This is a genomic window from Microcoleus sp. AT3-D2, from assembly GCF_036705715.1.
Lineage (GTDB): Bacteria > Cyanobacteriota > Cyanobacteriia > Cyanobacteriales > Microcoleaceae > Microcoleus.
The window spans coordinates 78,029-93,245 of record NZ_JAUBVE010000013.1 but is presented as its reverse complement, the minus strand read 5'-3'; the positions used below and the strand labels follow the sequence as shown (position 1 = coordinate 93,245).

The 15,217-nt window shown below is 44.3% G+C and carries 13 protein-coding genes and 1 pseudogene; 7 read left to right on the top strand and 7 right to left on the bottom strand.

The window, feature by feature from the left end; all coding sequences use genetic code 11:
- Positions 1–60: 60 nt before the first annotated feature.
- Positions 61–975: a hypothetical protein gene (locus QUB44_RS08395; RefSeq protein WP_333365473.1), complete on the bottom strand. Its 915-nt coding sequence runs from the start codon at positions 973–975 to the stop codon at positions 61–63.
- 1,152 nt (positions 976–2,127) lie between these two features.
- Here QUB44_RS08395 and QUB44_RS08390 point away from each other — a divergent pair.
- Positions 2,128–2,370 (top strand): ChaB family protein, encoded by a 243-nt coding sequence (locus tag QUB44_RS08390; protein WP_333365470.1) that lies wholly within the window; start codon positions 2,128–2,130, stop codon positions 2,368–2,370.
- Between the two features lie 223 nt (positions 2,371–2,593).
- Here the strand turns inward: QUB44_RS08390 and QUB44_RS08385 are convergent, their stop codons facing one another.
- On the bottom strand, positions 2,594–3,226 hold the full coding sequence (locus QUB44_RS08385) for a hypothetical protein (protein WP_333365469.1): 633 nt from the start codon (positions 3,224–3,226) through the stop codon (positions 2,594–2,596).
- Between the two features lie 248 nt (positions 3,227–3,474).
- On the opposite strand from QUB44_RS08385, the gene QUB44_RS08380 reads away from it, so the two are divergent.
- Positions 3,475–4,194: an SAM-dependent methyltransferase gene (locus QUB44_RS08380; RefSeq protein WP_333365466.1), complete on the top strand. Its 720-nt coding sequence runs from the start codon at positions 3,475–3,477 to the stop codon at positions 4,192–4,194.
- A gap of 52 nt (positions 4,195–4,246) precedes the next feature.
- Here QUB44_RS08380 and QUB44_RS08375 read toward each other — a convergent pair whose 3' ends face one another.
- From QUB44_RS08375 to QUB44_RS08360, 4 genes are all read right to left on the bottom strand, one after another.
- Positions 4,247–5,347, bottom strand: coding sequence for an iron-containing redox enzyme family protein (locus QUB44_RS08375; protein WP_333365463.1), 1,101 nt, complete (start codon positions 5,345–5,347; stop codon positions 4,247–4,249).
- Between the two features lie 174 nt (positions 5,348–5,521).
- Positions 5,522–6,136: a rhodanese-like domain-containing protein gene (locus tag QUB44_RS08370; protein ID WP_333365460.1), complete on the bottom strand. Its 615-nt coding sequence runs from the start codon at positions 6,134–6,136 to the stop codon at positions 5,522–5,524.
- The gene (locus QUB44_RS08365; RefSeq protein WP_333365457.1) at positions 6,126–6,893 is read right to left on the bottom strand and encodes a sterol desaturase family protein; all 768 of its coding nucleotides are present in this window, start codon (positions 6,891–6,893) and stop codon (positions 6,126–6,128) included. The genes QUB44_RS08370 and QUB44_RS08365 overlap by 11 nt, the downstream gene beginning before the upstream one ends.
- Before the next feature lie 15 nt (positions 6,894–6,908).
- A complete protein-coding gene (locus QUB44_RS08360) occupies positions 6,909–7,505 on the bottom strand; it encodes a type IV pilin-like G/H family protein (protein WP_333365453.1) in 597 nt (198 codons plus the stop codon).
- A gap of 309 nt (positions 7,506–7,814) precedes the next feature.
- Here QUB44_RS08360 and QUB44_RS31105 point away from each other — a divergent pair.
- A pseudogene (locus QUB44_RS31105) lies at positions 7,815–8,486 on the top strand (Uma2 family endonuclease).
- Positions 8,487–8,493: 7 nt separating this feature from the next.
- Here QUB44_RS31105 and QUB44_RS08345 read toward each other — a convergent pair.
- Positions 8,494–10,275, bottom strand: a complete 1,782-nt coding sequence (locus QUB44_RS08345) for an AAA-like domain-containing protein (protein WP_333365447.1) — start codon at positions 10,273–10,275, stop codon at positions 8,494–8,496.
- Between the two features lie 175 nt (positions 10,276–10,450).
- On the opposite strand from QUB44_RS08345, the gene QUB44_RS08340 reads away from it, so the two are divergent.
- The 4 genes from QUB44_RS08340 (at position 10,451) to QUB44_RS08325 (ending at position 15,127) form a co-directional block, all read left to right on the top strand.
- Complete coding sequence (locus tag QUB44_RS08340) at positions 10,451–10,996, top strand: NfeD family protein (protein WP_333365444.1); 546 nt, start codon at positions 10,451–10,453, stop codon at positions 10,994–10,996.
- A 124-nt stretch (positions 10,997–11,120) separates the two neighbouring features.
- Complete coding sequence (locus QUB44_RS08335) at positions 11,121–11,681, top strand: SPFH domain-containing protein (RefSeq protein WP_333159105.1); 561 nt, start codon at positions 11,121–11,123, stop codon at positions 11,679–11,681.
- A 115-nt stretch (positions 11,682–11,796) separates the two neighbouring features.
- Positions 11,797–12,315: a type IV pilin-like G/H family protein gene (locus tag QUB44_RS08330; RefSeq protein WP_333365440.1), complete on the top strand. Its 519-nt coding sequence runs from the start codon at positions 11,797–11,799 to the stop codon at positions 12,313–12,315.
- A gap of 19 nt (positions 12,316–12,334) precedes the next feature.
- On the top strand, positions 12,335–15,127 hold the full coding sequence (locus tag QUB44_RS08325) for an AAA-like domain-containing protein (RefSeq protein ID WP_333365437.1): 2,793 nt from the start codon (positions 12,335–12,337) through the stop codon (positions 15,125–15,127).
- Positions 15,128–15,217: the final 90 nt, after the last annotated feature.

Genomic DNA, 15,217 nt, shown 5'->3' with positions numbered 1-15,217 from the left:
CCTCTAAGTTGTTTTCAAAAGTATGTGAAGCAAAGCTACCCCGTAGGGAATCGTCCGAAACTACCGATGGGAGGGTGTACTACCTTTCCTAAACAAGTTGATCAAACCAAACGCGCCCAAGGCACCCAGCCACCCGAAATTGTTGGGGCTATCGCGCCGAGCACTCAAAACTCCAGAATTAGTATCAGCCGGCGTCGATGTCGTACCGTCTGTGGTACCCGTTGTACCCGTTGTACCCGTGCCGGTTGTACCGGTTGTATCCGTGCCGGTTGTACCCGTTGTACCCGTTGTACCCGTTGTACCCGTGCCGGTTGTACCCGTTGTACCCGTTGTACCCGTTGTACCCGTTGTACCCGTACCCGTTGTACCGGTGCCGGTTGTATCGGTTGTGCCAGTGCCGGTTGTACCCGTACCCGTCGTATCGGTTGTACCGGTTGTACCCGTGCCGGTTGTATCGGTTGTACCAGTGCCGGTTGTACCAATACCGGTTGTACCCGTGCCGGTTGTATCGGTTGTGCCAGTGCCGGTTGTACCAGTGCCTGTTGTATTGGTTGTACCAGTGCCGGTTGTATCGATTGTACCCGTGTCGGTTGTACCCGTGCCGGTTGTACCCGTGTCGGTTGTACCCGTGCCGGTTGTGCCAGTGCCGGTTGTACCAGTGCCGGTTGTACCAGTGCCGGTTGTGCCAGTGCCGGTTGTGCCAGTGCCGGTTGTACCAGTGCCGGTTGTATCGGTTGTACCAGTGCTCGTCGCGCCGTCTGTTGTACCGGTTGTGCCGGTGCCAGTCGTATTGGTTGTACCAGTGCCAGTCGTGCCGTCTGTCGTACCAGTAGTGCCGGTGCCTGTACCAGTTGTGCCTGCACCGCTTCCAGCACCGCCTGACTGGGCAGAAGCTGGTACTGCGAAGGAAACCGTTGCTAAACCTAAAGTACAAGCGCTTGCTAAAACTACTTTCAACAATTTAGAAGATTTCATGGTAATGCTTGCTTTTACGTAGATACCTGCGATCGCTTGTGATGCCAAAATCCCAGGGTCAAATTGACAGCGTAACGTGCAACTTTTCTAACCTTTGCTGCGGAATAATGAAGGTAAAGGAGCATATTTAGTCCCGTTTCCTCGATTATTTCCCCCGGATAAATTAGACCGCCGCGTTAACAGTTTATAAGCTATTACGTATGCTTCAAGCTCGCCATTCATCTTTAGGAATATTTGACAAAATGGCTTTTTATTTCAGGTGGTGGATGAAATTTGATAGAGCGACCGACTAGCTCTATCCAAATTTGTGTACGGGGGATAAAAACCGGGCTGATATGAAAAATTTGGGGTTGAGTAACGAGACATATACGCATCAACCGGGTTTCTGAGACAGGCGCGCGGTTCTTCCTATGAATTTTACCCGGATGCAGGTGCTTTGATGCAGAAATTATTGATTTTCTCACCGTCAATTTTGGCTTAGCGCTCCGCCAGATGAGTTAGTTTAAAAATTTTTTGCTCGCTATTTTTCCTTAACTTGCTACTGGCAATTTGGGCAATGGCAGAATACCGCTCAAACTTTCCCAGAAACTAAATTATCTCAAAATACCCGATCGACCTCTCATGGTCTCAGAGCGGCTGCAATCTTGCAACAGCAAGGCTTCTGACTGGGATTTGAGTTCCGTAAAACAGGCAGGCGAACTGAGGGCTATCCGAGTCCGGCCCGCGCGAGATTAAATTAACCAGCGGCGGCAAAGTCGTCAGAATTGCTTGTGAGTGCGATCGGCTAAACTCTGATATAGTAAAGCCAAAACTATGCCAAATAGCGCTTATTTTCTAACATATTGTACAAGCCGATATCAAGTAGACTGTATCGAATTATTGCCATAATTCGCTATCTAATGTTCATCGCTTTTTCTAAATTTGCAAGTGAAAAAGCCGAAATCAGATTAATGGCTGTTTCAGAAAATAAATTACCCAAATACGGCTGAACCAGGAACGGCAAGTAAATTGCCTTCCTGGGTCAGAATAAATTTAATATTACATCTGTCTTCGGAATGATAAAAATGCGGTTTAAAACTTGCTTTTAGAGAGAGGAGAGGAGGGGCTTATAGTATATAAGATTTAATTTGTGTTTAATAATTAGAGGTCATTATGCCAGAACAACAATTTGATACCTTACCTTCGGAAGCACAAGAACTCCCCCAAGGAGCTCAACAAATTTTTCAGGCTGCTTTTAAGAGCGCTAGCGAAGATGGAATGAGCGCCGATGGTGCTACTAGCGTTGCTTGGAACAGTGTAAAAGCTGAATATGTTAAAGGCGAAGGTGGCACGTGGCATCACAAGGGCGACGATACTAACCAAACCCGCAAATCTGTACAGTCTGGTGGCAATTAGTTATCAGCCATCAGTAATATCGTGTCCGCTAACATAATCCCTATCCGCTGTGTAGTGAGGGCTTCCTTCCTCAACTTTTGATGAGAACGAAGAATCCTCACTACCAACCAATTGCAGTGAGCTTATTCTAGCGGGCATGATATCATCAGTCATTAGCAATGTACTCATCACTTGTGGTTAATGCTTTACGTTGATAGCTGTTGGAATCGCGGTGGTACAGAAGTTAATGCAGCGTGTTAATCGGCTGGCGCATATCCCATTGCAATTCGGCTAAAACCAGCAAGCTAAATACCATTACGGTTCCCGTAAATAGGAAATACCAACCGCCCGTGTAAGGCAAAATCAAAATCCCCAACAGGTGAAATAAACTTGCTGCTAAAAGCGCGCGCGATCGCACTGCAAATCCAGTCCCCAAATACCCTATTCCGCTCATTCCCAACCAGAGGGGACAGAGATTCGCCAACACTTTTCCCCAACTACAAAAAATTGCTAAATCGGTCAGCAGCAATCCTAATAACATTAGTATTACCCAACCGTAAAGCACCCAAATCAGGCGTTCTATTTTGACCCAAGAGTATGTCATGCTTACCATTGCTGCTGTACCTACGAGGCTGAGCGCTGACCACAAACCTGCTTGCAGCATCCAACTCACAGAAAAAAATTGTGCTGTGCCGAAGATGGGTATTAACAGCAAGCTCCACAGCAAGCAAGTTCGATCGAGACAAGTATAAAATTGTGAATAAAATCGATCTTTGCCCAGGGGAAACTGAACCTGCCAAAGCCCTTCTAACTCCTGAACCTCGATGTTAAGCTGTTTCCGGCGCAGAAGAGGAACTGAATAATTAAAAAAGGTCATATCTGACACTATTAAAATTTACAATTATTTGCTTAGGTACTATCTCACCAGCAATCGCTATAATTGCAATCTGTCAATCGGATTAATCTAGTTAATTGGATAATCTGCCGGCAGTAATAGTTATTTGCTCGCACCAGATAAAACAGGAATAGATAGATTGCACAACTTGATAAAATAGCTCTTGCGACAGATGGCTGGAATATTAATTATTCGATACTTTGAAAATAGTCAACTTTGTTACAGAATTTATGCTCACTTCATCCCATCCTCTGAAACAGGTATTCCACTGCCCGGAAGAATCGGATTTTTACGCGCACTGCTTGGAAAGTTTAGTGTTAAATGCTAGTGACAATTCTCGACTTATCGTAGAGTTTGGTTCAGGAGAGGGAAGTCCAGTTATTAAGTCTTTGCTGAGAAGCGATTTTGATGGGGAAATACAGGGATTTGAGCTAAATAATGTAGCTTGGAAAATTGCTCAGTCTCAAATTAAGGAATATCAACTGAGCGAAAAATACACCGTCAACAATTGCTCTTTTTTTGATTCGCCTTTATACGAGTCGGCGGATTGTGTAATCTCAAATCCGCCTTACTTGCCTGCGGTGGATGATAAGATTTACCAGCCGCTGTTGCACGGCGGGAGTGATGGTTCGACAATTGCTAAGAAACTTTTATGTTTGGGCAGCGATGAAGTTTTGCTGATGGTTTCTAGCTATTCTAATCCTGTGGGTTTGATCGATTACGCCTTGGATAGAGGCTACTCGGTTGCAAATTTTGAAATTGCACCTTTAACTTTTGGCTATTATAGTTCGGAACCCAAGGTGAAAAGCGCGATCGCCACTCTCAGAGAACAGGGAATGGCTTTTTATTCGGAAAACATCTATCTGCTGGCTGGAGTTTTGTTTAAGAAGCACCAAAAGTCGCAAAGAGATTTGTCGATCGAGCTAATTCAGTTAATGACAGCATTTTAAGCTAATTCCTGGTAGGGTGCATCAGTCTTTGATACACCCTAGGATATAGCTGTTAATTCCGTTCTGTGGCTTGGATCGATCGCACTACAGCAGCCGCAGCCCGATCACCGATCGACTTCTCCTGATCGTACCCCAACACCAGTTCCCACGCCTCCTGTGGGTATCTATCAACCAGCGGGATCGCCACTTCATCCAACATCCAGCGGCCGTGACGCTCGTCTTCTTTGATATGCAGTTCCCAATAACCCATTGCAGCCTGCGAGAGGCCCAGACGCTGGGCGGCGGCTAGATAATTGCGGTAAGCGACGGGCCCCGCCACCTCAAAATAAGTTAATCCGCCGTTGTAGCGCAGAAAATGGCGCTTGCGTTCCGTTAGCAGAAAGTTGTGATTAATGCTTGCGAGCACTTGCCAAGGCACTAAATCGAAGTAGGCTTCTGGTTCTGTACTCATGTCGAATTCGGCCAGCATTTGAGCAAAAAAGGTCGAGTGCTTGCGGGGGAGGCGACCGCCGCCGTATTCTTCAATCAGCACTCGGGTAAGGGTGCACTGAATTTCGTTGCCGGCGCCGCCGAGGATGCGAGAAAGGCGGCTGGCTTCCACTAAACCGTCGAAAGAGGCGATCGCCAGCAGATGTCTGTATCCGGCTGCTGTCATCTGTTCCCGCAAATAGCGATCGCTCTCGTTCAAAGGAGGATCGACATCGGCGGCGGCGCGATCGCGCAGGGCTTGCTTAACATCCGGCAATTTTTGCAGCGCTGCAACGTCGATTTGCGCGATTTCCCACTGCTGCCAAGGTTCCTCAATGCGATCGCGCACAGAACGCAAATAGTGCGATCGTTCGTTATTGTAGCGGCGCAAATCGTCGTACCAAAACAAGTTGAGGCGGTTGATGCGGTAAAGTATGCGCTGCAAGAAGCGGTGAGCGGCCTCATCGCCCGGTTCCTGTTGGTAAGCTGCTTGAAGTGCATAGGCGATCGCGCTTTCAAAATCGCTGACAAGCAACGGTTTTGCCGCCACCGTCTTGTCTAAATCCTCGACTTCTAGCAAATTGACAAATTGGCGATCGGCTGCTTCGTAATTTGGGGGTTCTGGTTGCTTTTTGGGAAGACTCGGCGAGTCTATTTTGGGGAGTAAATCTGCCGTGTTTTGCATGGAATCAACTTATGTTATGACTTTGATTATTGTGCTGCCTGCCCAAACAGCCAACCGTTGCAGATTGCTGAGGATTCTGGCTAATTACTTTCAACATAGCGAATCTGTCAGCCGCATACACCCTTCCATTGATAGAGATTTGATAGAAATCAATTTGGTCACAACGGCCCCGATTCATTCCGAAAGCAGGGTGACTGACGGAGACTTTATCAAACTCCCCAAAGTAATTGGATCTAATATCTGGGCATCTTTTGGAGCCGGCACTGCTTGCCGCCACGCTTTGATACCTCCTGAAAGGACAACAACATTCAGGCTAATATCCTTAATCTTATTAGTCTCATTTCCCGCAGATTGTTGGGAATACTGAGCGACTTTTTCCAACTGTTTGTATGCTTTAACCGATCGCCCTCCTCTTGCACAATAAAGTACAATTACGGGCTGATGTTGATCGGATTTAACCCTAGCTTTTACAATGGATTGAATCTGCTTGACACCGAACCCCATCTCAATATCAATTATGGGAACAAGGGGACTTTCACCGATGCGATCTTCCGCGTATTCTTCGGGCGATCGCACATCTATCAAAATCACTGGTTTCAACTTACCCTGCTGCAATTCGGCAACAGTTACTTGTTTCGTATTTAAACTGGCGATAAAAGTTAGGATATCCATGTGATGAAATAGGGCAACTGCACCCACAGAAGCAACACTCGTCAAGCCAAAACCCATAATTGCCAGGAAAAGGCGAGAATAGCGCTTAATACCTGGTTTTGCATTTTCATCTAGCATTTTTAATCATCCTTGAAAATGGATAGAACATTTGTCCGACATATCCAGCAGGTATAGAATCAGAGATTCCATATTGATCAGGCATTTTTTTGGTTGGCATATAGATAGTGCCAAATAGCAAATCTAACAATGGCAACTGAACAGCAAAGTTTTTGTTGTGGATTTGGGGAATTTTACTGTGATGCCAGTGATGAAATTGTGGGGTTGCTAAGAACCATTTTAGGATGCCAAATTTTAATTTAATATTAGAATGAATCAAAAAAGCGATCGCCGCCGAATAAAGAGCATAAACCACCAAACTCTCCTTAGTAAATCCCAACCAGTAAAGAGGCATAATTTTGCAAATCTGAGTAAAGATTTGCTCGCAGGGATGCACCCGCACTGCTGCTAACCAATCCATGTGTTCAATGGTGTGATGGATTGCATGAAATTGCCAAAGCCAGGGTACTTCATGCAGTAGTCTGTGAGCGATATAATATGCCATATCTGAAACGATAACTGCTTCTGCCAACTGCAACCACAAAGGTTGAGAAGCTACTTTCCTTTGCAATTCCTGGTTTAGTAAATTAGTCATCAGCGACAAAATTACAGTCACAACAATAGCGCCGGATCTACCAATAAAGTGACCTGTAAAAAAATAAGTGGCATCGGTTGCCCATCCGAGACGGAATATCTTTTGCTTGTGCAAGGATAAAATTCTTTCGAGGGGAATGAAGATGCAAGCTAAGATGATGAAGCCTTTGACAATTTCTGGCATAATTTTGGTCGCGATTTACTTACTCACTTCTACTGTCCCATCACCGCAAGCTAATTTACCGTTAATATTTCTTGGCTTAGCGGGTGGAGTTGGACTATCAGATTTTGCGATACATAATATAGTTAGCATCGTACTTGTATCGGCAGCTTTCTTAGCCTTGGCAAGAGGAGTAGGTACTAAAAAAACAGCTCCGATAAAGCTCTTGGTATCCTTTTGTAACGTGCGGGATACTCCATAACTAAATGCAGCTTTTTTACCAGCAATTACTGAATAATTGTAGTGGGTTGTTTGAGATTTAATGCCAAGTCCTAAAGCATCAAACGAAGTAGCAAAAACACCTTTTTCGGCAAAATAAGCTTGTTGAGCACGGTTCATTGAGCCAACATATTGTTTAGCTTCTCGCTTCCCCGTCCCGTCACCACAACTACTGTTGAGAAAATAAGGGAGGGCGATCGCACCAACTATTATGCTTCCCAGAGGAAAATAAATAAAAGTGATTTTCAGAAAAGTTCCTACCCATGATTTACGTTTTTTGTCAGGGAGAATCTTTTTTTCTGAAGATTCCACTTTTTTATCGAGTGCATCGAGTTGAGGATTTTTCTTAAGCTGCATGATTGTTCTTCAAATGTGTTAGCCGATTAGTTGTCCAGCGAGTAATTATTGGAGGAGAGGCGCGACAATATTCAGGTTTCAGGTAAATGCCTCATTGAGGTTAAACTGAATATATCACTGAGTGCGGCGGGGTATGCAAACCTCGCATATTGTGCCTTGCTTCTACTCTATCTCTATTAAATCACCAGGCTATTTGAGAACTCGACTGACTTTTCATCGACTTCTCATCGACTTTAGACATCACTGGCATTTGGCATTTAATAGGGCGTGTGACTATAATCGAAGAAATAATTAGAGGAAGGGTAAGTTATGGCAGTGCAGTTTCTCAAAAGACTTTTCACCGTAGAAGAATACCATCTGATGGGTAAAGCTGGTATTCTTTCAGAGGGCGATCGCGTAGAATTAATAGAAGGAGAACTTGTTCAAATGGCCGCAATTGGAACTCGTCACGCTTCGTCTGTGAGGCGCTTAGCCAGACTGTGCAGCCAAATTCCAGAAAATTTGGTTATTTTCGACGTGCAGAACCCCGTGCTGTTGAGCGATCGCACGGAACCGCAACCCGATTTAGTATTGCTGCAACCTCGCGCCGATTACTATTCAACTGCCCATCCCCTACCATCCGAAGTTTTACTATTAATATAGCAATCCTAAGTGATTTTCTATATCTGTAAAATCTGAAAGTCTTGCTATACAAGAAGTCTAGGAAGACAAGAGGGCGTTGTGTTGTGAGGCTCAAATCGGATTGCTATAGAAGTAGCTGACACTTCAATAGATTATGACAGAGACGTGAAACTTCCTATTTACGCTAGATCAGGAATTCAGGAAGTCTGGATAGTAAATTTACAGGAAAACTGCTTGGAAGTTTACCGCCAGCCAACGGTTAACGGTTACAGTTTAATGCTGAGGTTTTGGCGTGGCGATCGAGTTTCGCCGCTGGCATTTCCAGAATTTGAAGTTAGTGTTGATTTGGCGATCGGGTAAATAGGGATTATTTGCAGTCAAGCCGATCGCCAAAATACTCCTGATACAACCGACATCTCGGAATGCAATGATTTCCCTCCAATTTCACCAACCCCATACTATTTAACTTAAACCCCAATTCTGACCTCAATCTAACTGGCTGGGAAACACTCACAATCTCTCTCATCGCCTCCATTAATTCCGAATATTTCTCTAAATTCCATAAATGTCGCCGCAAATGATCGCTGTAAATTCCCGCTTCAGTTGCAGATTCTTTCACTAACCGATCTAAAGTCACATCTTGACGCAAAATATGATACATCCCTAGCCGTACTAAATAAGGATTTCCGCCCACTAACCCCATCAATTCTGCAACTTCATTCCCACTCCAATTCAATCCGTGTCGCTTTGCCAAATCTTGAACTTGCTGGGAATTAAACTCTGGCAATTCAATCGGTAAACCCACATTAAACGGCGATTTATTCACATCCAGCGGGATATAAACTTCTGTAGAATGCACCACAATCAAACGAAACTTTTTCCAAATATCTCGCCGTTTTGCTTCTTCGTGTAAAGCTCGCAATAACCCAAAGAAGTCGTCGGCAATTTCCGGCGATTCAAACAGGCGATCGCTCTCATCCAAGCCTAACGTCAGGGGTTTTGAGGATTCTGAAAGCAAATACTGTTCAAAATAAGCCTTGCAGCACTGATTGCTGCCAATCAAATCGGCTAATTCCCAACACTTGGGCAACTGCTCCAGCATTCCTAACTCTTGACCGATGCTAGCACAAAACCACTGCAAAAATGTATCTGAGTTAGCGAATATTTTCCGATTTGCTAGCTGAAAACTCAGCGCTACCGTGCGAGAACCTTGCTGTTCTGCGTGATGCAAAATCCTCGCCATCAAGGAAGTTTTGCCCATTTGTCTGGGTGCTTTGATGCGGATCAGCGCTCCCGGTTGGGCGATCGTCTCGTAACAGCGGGATTCGATCGGAGGGCGATCGATATAAAAACAAGAAGTGAGTTCAACTTGTCCTCCCGGCAATTCTGGCGGCGCTGCTGGCAGGGGTTGAATTATTGACTGTTTGGTGCTAGTAATTACTTTCCATTCTACAGCCAATTCATGGTCGGCAGTTAACGATGTGCGACCTTCTTTGATAATGGTTAAAATTTGTGATAATAACTTAAATGAGTCGCCAATACCGCCCCACAGCCAGGGCTGAGTTCCTGCTAAATAGCTCAGTAAATCAAAAGAAAGCGGTGTATTTAATTCAACTAAAATCGGTAAAATTGCGGGTTTATGAGCAGTTAGATTGTGCAATTCCTTGGCTAGCTGCACTTGTTCCAATATCATTTCGCTAGCGGCCGATTCTTCGGAAATCAGCAACAGCAAATAATCGCAACGCTTTAAATATGAGGCTGAGTCGCTGCTGTTGTTAATAAAAAAGACTTCGTGGCCTCCCGCACTCAAAGCTTGGTGTAACTGCTGGGGAAGGGTTTTGTGTGAGGTCGATCCTCTTCGAGGGCTTCGCCAACGGACGATCGCCACTTTTGCCTTCACCAGCACTACCTCCTCTGGCTCTGAATTAGCCTCAAAATCGGCTATATCCCGCCATTCCTGCCCTAATCCGCGACAAATTTCGATGAAATTGGCATAATCCACAGGTTTGCCATTCAGAAAATGGCTGACAGTAGATTGGGCCATCCCTAAATCCTCAGCCAGGATTTTCTGACTGGGAAAGCCATTTCTCAGGAGACAGGATTTAACTGCGCGAATGCACTCTTCGCGCACCCTTAGCGATCGTGGCATTGCTTATCACAATCAAAACACTGAAACCATCATAAATGCCAACCGTCCCTAAAGTCGATGAAAAGTCGATGAAAAGTCGATGAATTTTCAAATAACTCAGTCGCAAACTCAAATAGCCACCTGATTAGATTAGAAATAACAAGGTTGAATCCCATCAAAACGAGGTAAAAGCATTGTGTATTCTATCCTAATTTGGTCGCTGGCGTCAGCCACTAATCAACCAGGTTTTGCCTTCACCCCGCCCCTATTCTGGCTGCTGCTCGGAGTTGTGCTTAGTGCGATGGAGCTATTAATCATCAAAACTCAGCCCCAAAAATACAGATTTTACCTGCTAATGATGGGAGCTTCGGCTTTAATTGAATCCTTTATTCTGTGGAGAGGATCTGTAGCATTTCAATTTAGTTGGGCGAACATAATGTATGAAGATTTTGACTGGCAAATCTTCTACTGGATGGGGATAGCCCTCGCGCTGAGCATCTGGATTCGACCGATTTTCATTGTTCGCAAAAAGTTTGTCATTCCTGAAGCAACCGAAGCGACAACAATCTCCGAAATTTTCCCCGGAGAAACCGGAATGGTGATTTATGAAGGGGCTTCGTGGAAAGCTCGCAATGAAGATTCCCAAGGGGCGATCGCACCCAGACAAAAAGTTTACGTTTTGCGCCGCGAGGGAAACATGTTGATTGTTGTACCTGACAAATTAATTCACATCAACGGCTAAATCTGAGTTGGCTCTTTTATGACTCGGAGATTGAAATCGCTTCTTGCCAAACAAAGTCCCTCTCTAAGAGACTAAGAAATCACTATCAACTGTCAACTGTCAACTATTTACCAGGAGATTCACTATGTATCAGTATTTTTTGATGGTATTATTTGCAATCACCGGAGTATCCTTAGCCAACAGCGTTAAAATCGTCCGTCAAGGAGATGAGGCTTTAGTTGAAATTTTCGGAAAGTACGATCGCAAGAAACTCGAACCTGGTTTGACTTTTTTGATTCCCTTTGTCGAAACAGTGGCTTATAAACAAACTCTGCGCGAGCAAATTTTAAGGCTGTCACCGCAAGAATGCACAACGCGCGATCGCGTTGCCGTCACCGTTGAATTTATTGTGTACTGGCGGATAATTGACTTAGAAAAAGCGTCCTACAAGGTGCAGAATCTCAAGGAAGCGATGTTAAATATGTTAATTCTTTCAATTCGGACTCACATTGCGACATTAGCTCTGGAGGAACTTTACACGGCTCGCAATGAAATCAATAATGCTTTAGTCGAGGAGTTGGATACAACGACAGATCCTTGGGGTGTGAAGTTTACGAGAGTGGAATTGCGCGATTTTGCGATCGGCAGTAAAGTGATTCAGCCCACATCCATTGACCGGAAAGAAGTACAAAAGCTGCGAGCTTAGGGATTAGTATTTCCTCGTTTTTATCGTTACCAGGCTCTTCCTGGTAACGCAGATCCAAAGGCTCTGCCTCACTGAATTTAATTCGCATTGTATATACCTTTTAATGAGACAAAACATGACTAAATATCAAGAATCAGTAGTTAGCAATGCAGCTTATAACGGTTGCGGATGCTTATTGCTTTTAATGGGCATTGGAGTAATGGGCGCGATCGCTCTGCCATCATTTCTGAATCAGGGTGGGAAGGCAAAGCAATCCGAAAACAAACAGTATGTTGGCTCAATGAACCGCGCACAGCAAGCCGTATTTATAGAAACAAGTGCTTTTGCTACTTCTTTTGATGCTTTAGGACTTGGCATTAAAACAGAGACAACAAATTTCAAGTATTCAATTCGTGTCACTAAGAAAGCAGCATTTAATTATGGAGTATCCAAGAAAAACGACTTAAAAACTTATGTGGGCGGTGTCTTTCTAGTTCCGGCTAAAAACTTTGAGCCAAATGCTGCTAAAGAGGAAAGAACTACAACGTCCATATTCTGCCAAGCTGATTCTCCCGGTACAATTAAACCAGCGGAACCCACCTATGAAAATGGTAAAATTGCTTGTGGTAAAGGCACAAAACCAGTGACCAGATAATCTAACTATACATAATATAATGACAGTCGATTACCAATATCAAATCGGCGGCAGTCTCCCGCAAAATGCACCTACTTATGTAGTGCGACAAGCTGACTCAGAACTTTATCAAGCCCTCAAAGCGGGAGAGTTTTGTTACGTACTCAATTCCCGACAAATGGGCAAATCCAGTTTGCTGGTGCGAACTGTACAAAAACTCTCGGCTGATGGCATTGCCTGTGCTACGATCGACCTTTCGGACATTGGCAACCAGCAAGTCTCTCTAGATAAGTGGTACGGCGGCGTCGCTTACAAGCTATTGTGCAGCTTCAACCTGTTTAACCCAGTCGAGTTTATGACTTGGTGGCGGGAGAGAGAGTTGATGTCGCCGGTGCAGCGCTTAGGAGAGTTAATTGAAGAATTGCTGCTGGTCAAAATTTCTCAAAACCTGGTTATTTTTATTGATGAAATTGATAGCGTTCTGAGTTTCCAAGAACCGCTAGACGATTTCTTTGCATTAATTAGATGTTGCTACAATAAACGCGCTCACAATTCAGAATACCAGCGCATTACATTTGCTTTGCTGGGAGTAGCTACGCCATCGGATTTAATTAGCGATGCAACTCGCACGCCTTTTAATATCGGTTTAGCTATTGAATTGCACGGTTTTAACTTACAAGAAGCTCTGCCTTTAGCAAAGGGTTTTGAGGGAAAAGTAGAGAATCCTCAAGAGGTTTTAAAAGAGATTTTGGACTGGACGAGAGGGCAGCCCTTTCTGACTCAAAAGCTTTGCAAGCTGATTCTACACCATTTAAAAAGCTTAGCGTCGGCTTCTATTATATCAGATTCAACGGATGAAAGCCAAACTGAAATCTTTACTACAAATCAATTATTAATTAGCGAGATAGTGCAATCTCATATTATTGATAATTGGGAATCATCCGATGAACCAGTACACATCAAAACAATTCGCGATCGCCTTCTCAGAAGTCCGCACCGCGCCAGTAGGTTATTAGGACTATATCAAAAAATATTGCCACTTTCAGAACCCCCCTTGTTAAGGGGGGCAGGGGGTATCTGCGCCGATGATACTCCCGAACAAACTGAATTGCGGCTGAGCGGATTAGTAGTAAAACGAGCCGGAAAATTAACCGTATCCAACCGCATTTACGCAGCTATATTCAACCAAAACTGGGTAGAAAAAGCACTCGGCGACTTGCGCCCCTATGCTGAATCCCTAACAGCATGGATAGCTACAAATTGTCAAGACGAATCTCGCTTGTTGCGGGGTCAAGCGCTGGAAGATGCCCGACTGTGGGCGGCAAATAAAAGCTTAAACACCCAAGATTATCAATTTTTAGGTGCGAGTCAAGAAGCGGAATTTGCCAAATTGCGCGATCGCGAAAAACAAACTCAAGTTGAAATGGAACAACTGCGCCGCGAAAAAAAGTTATTAGAGGAACTAAGCGAAGCACAAAAGCAGAAAAAAGTGATTGCAGTTAAACTTTGGCGCGAGCAACAACTGAGAGTGCAAACAGTTACAGGAGCCGCAGTCATATTAATATCAATCCTGATAGTAACTTTTTGGGTAAAACCGTCAATCGAAGAAAGAAACCACAAAATTCTCACTCTCAGTTTGCTATCAGAAACGCTATTTGCAGCCGATAAAAAAGAAGAAGCTTTGCTAGAAAGCATTAGAGCTGTTACAGAAATGAAACGATCGCTCGGAGTCAGCTCAGATATTCAGATGCGAGTGGCGATCGCTCTCGAACAGGCAGTTTACAACTTTCGGGAACGCCGCCGCTTGCAGACTCAAGCCAGTACCCTTGCTTTCGCGAGTTTCAGTCCCGACAGTCAAACAATTGTGACTGCTACCGATGATAATTATATCAAACTTTGGCAGACTAATGGAACTTTGCAAGCAATATTGACAGGGCATACTGATAAAATTAGAATGGCAATTTTCAGTCCTAGCGGTCAGATGATTGTCTCTGCAAGCAACGACCAAACTCTCAAAATTTGGCAAAAAGATGGCAAGTTAATTCATGATATAAAAGGACACAGCGCTCAAATAACAAGCGTCTCTTTTAGTCCAGATGGTAAAATTATTGCTTCAGCAAGTGCCGATGGAACAGTTAAACTCTGGAAAATAAACGGTGATAAATTGTTAACTTTCAAAGTCGAGCGAGGTTGGATAACCAGCGCAAATTTTAGCCCAGACGGTCAGATAATTGCTGCGGCTGGTACTGATGGCACTGTTAAAGTTTGGAGTTTGAGAAAGGTTGTGGAGAAGTTGCAAAAGCAGCAGTCAATCGAAGCAAGCATTGATATCAAATTGCTCCGAACTTTACAAGGGGAAAGTGATAAAATTATGAGTGTTACTTTCAGTCCAGACGGATCAATGCTGGCGGCTGCAAGTGCTGGAGGTACTGCGAGAATTTGGAGCAAAGACGGCACACCGCTAAGTATTTTAAAGCATACAAGTGGAGTGACAAATATCAGCTTTAGTCCCGACAGTCAAATTTTGCTATCTGCAAGCACAGACAAAATGCTGAGGTTGTGGAACATTGACGGTACATTGCTCAAAACTTTAAAAGGTAACAAGGATGCTGTTTGGAGTGCGAGTTTTAGTCCAGACGGCAAGGCTATCGCTAGTGCTAGTGCTGACGGTACGGTGATGCTGTGGAATCTTAATCTTGACGATTTGCTGGTGCAGGGTTGCGATGGAGCCCGCAATTATTTTCAGACAAATCCGATCGCAAATCAAAACAATCGCCACCTCTGCGACGGGATTGGAACTGGGTCGGAACTCACGAGAAAAAAACCGGGTTAAGATTCAAAATCTTGAGTTTGGCAGCAAAGTATTTGGGCAAAAACTGGCTTTTTGATTAAGAATTTCTTGATAGTACCCGCCACGTGATTT

Coding starts and splice junctions, on each gene's coding strand:
- QUB44_RS08360 (WP_333365453.1), bottom strand. CDS start 7,505: ATGCAGCTTAAGAAAAATCCTCAACTCGATGCACTCGATAAAAAAGTG.
- QUB44_RS08390 (WP_333365470.1), top strand. CDS start 2,128: ATGCCAGAACAACAATTTGATACCTTACCTTCGGAAGCACAAGAACTC.
- QUB44_RS08375 (WP_333365463.1), bottom strand. CDS start 5,347: ATGCAAAACACGGCAGATTTACTCCCCAAAATAGACTCGCCGAGTCTT.
- QUB44_RS08385 (WP_333365469.1), bottom strand. CDS start 3,226: ATGACCTTTTTTAATTATTCAGTTCCTCTTCTGCGCCGGAAACAGCTT.
- QUB44_RS08365 (WP_333365457.1), bottom strand. CDS start 6,893: ATGCCAGAAATTGTCAAAGGCTTCATCATCTTAGCTTGCATCTTCATT.
- QUB44_RS08380 (WP_333365466.1), top strand. CDS start 3,475: ATGCTCACTTCATCCCATCCTCTGAAACAGGTATTCCACTGCCCGGAA.
- QUB44_RS08335 (WP_333159105.1), top strand. CDS start 11,121: ATGTATCAGTATTTTTTGATGGTATTATTTGCAATCACCGGAGTATCC.
- QUB44_RS08395 (WP_333365473.1), bottom strand. CDS start 975: ATGAAATCTTCTAAATTGTTGAAAGTAGTTTTAGCAAGCGCTTGTACT.
- QUB44_RS08325 (WP_333365437.1), top strand. CDS start 12,335: ATGACAGTCGATTACCAATATCAAATCGGCGGCAGTCTCCCGCAAAAT.
- QUB44_RS08370 (WP_333365460.1), bottom strand. CDS start 6,136: ATGCTAGATGAAAATGCAAAACCAGGTATTAAGCGCTATTCTCGCCTT.
- QUB44_RS08345 (WP_333365447.1), bottom strand. CDS start 10,275: ATGCCACGATCGCTAAGGGTGCGCGAAGAGTGCATTCGCGCAGTTAAA.
- QUB44_RS08330 (WP_333365440.1), top strand. CDS start 11,797: ATGACTAAATATCAAGAATCAGTAGTTAGCAATGCAGCTTATAACGGT.